This window comes from Terasakiella pusilla DSM 6293 (assembly GCF_000688235.1).
Classification (GTDB): domain Bacteria; phylum Pseudomonadota; class Alphaproteobacteria; order Rhodospirillales; family Terasakiellaceae; genus Terasakiella; species Terasakiella pusilla.
In genome coordinates this window covers 1-1347 of sequence record NZ_JHYO01000082.1, presented here as the reverse complement: position 1 = coordinate 1347, position 1347 = coordinate 1, and the positions used below count along the sequence as shown (strand labels likewise).

At 42.8% G+C, this 1347-nt stretch carries 2 protein-coding genes; both read right to left on the bottom strand.

The genetic code is table 11. From position 1 onward, the window contains the following. Positions 1-85: 85 nt before the first annotated feature. The gene (locus Q397_RS23655) at positions 86-886 is read right to left on the bottom strand and encodes a restriction endonuclease subunit S (protein ID WP_051610414.1); all 801 of its coding nucleotides are present in this window, start codon (positions 884-886) and stop codon (positions 86-88) included. Then, positions 886-1134, bottom strand: a complete 249-nt coding sequence (locus tag Q397_RS0120220) for a hypothetical protein (RefSeq protein WP_028880922.1) — start codon at positions 1132-1134, stop codon at positions 886-888. The genes Q397_RS23655 and Q397_RS0120220 overlap by 1 nt, the downstream gene beginning before the upstream one ends. Between the last annotated feature and the right edge of the window lie 213 nt (positions 1135-1347).

Here is a 1347-nt window from a genome sequence, read left to right as displayed (position 1 = left end):
TCAGTTTTCCCATGTCTTTTCTCCTTATCCATGGATTTGAATAAGCCAGAAAAACTAACATTTCGTGTGGATCACTTTTTGGGGGCTACGCCACATTTTCTTTAAGGATGGATTTTTTGTTCTTCGATTGCCCTTCATCTGAGATGTAGACCATCTCGGACAAATCAAATCTATTTGGCCAAATATTTAGTGACCGCAATGCCGGTGTCCCGCCATTTTTCACATAATATGAAGCTGGCTTAATTACGATACCCACATTGATTCGGTCTGTTAACTCTGTTGCTGGAACGTGTCGTACATCAGCATGCTCAGTAATACGAGCCTCAAGATATGCATCTTTGTATATTTCAAGTTCTAGGACCGCTTTAAGGAATGATTGATGTGTCTGATCTATAGACCACAATAGTTCGGAAATACGTTTCTGTTCATCAATAGGCGGTAAGCGAAATTGATAATTGTGTAATGCCTTCCAGCTAGTACGAGGGGATAATGAACCTGCTGATGTCCCCAACGCATGGTCAAAGAATGCATCGCTTTGGCATATGAAAGGTATGAGTTCTGATAGGAGAGTTTCTGGATCTTTGGTTTCAAAGGTCAGAATGTCACTTGAGCAGATACCTTCAAATTCAGCATAAGCGACCTTACGTTGGTATGCACGGCGCTTACCAAACAATGTTTGGCCGGGAACGAATTTTCGGGTGAAGGATGTTTCTGTAGCATCTGTGTTCCAGCGGCGAATATGAAGGTTTTCTGGATCAATATGCTCCAATCCAACCACACGCTCAATACCGGCCCCAACCGGATCACGCTCCGTCAAGTTCGCATTCTTCACCACATCGCCAAACTTCACGACCGGCCAGTCTTTTTTATTCTTTGTTATGTTCATTAATCTGGATCTTTGGTTTGAATATCTTTTATGTTGAATGTGACTACATGCAAGCCATTAGCGTCGCGTGGTGGTTCGTCATAATGTTTTGGTGGGACTAGGTTTTCCCCATCATCAATGTCAGAAATAAAGTTTGTAACGCCTTGACCTCGCATTTCTGCAACTTCAATACCTGCCTTGGACGCAGCCTTTTTGATTTTAGATATTCCTGTACTTTTAATGGCAGTATTTTGGAGGATATCTTCCATAACCTTATCCCAATTGCGGTTACCAGCGGGAGGAGGGGCAACAAACTGCCTGCCAGCATCACCAAATATAAAATCAGATAGCTCATCAACGAAATCTGTTCCAGAATGACGTGATGTTTGAATAGCCCCTAGTTTCCTAGACGCCTTGTTCTCTCACTTTCTGCTGTCGTTCGAAGTCATTCGGTGACAGCATTTTGTTCCTAGCATGTTTGC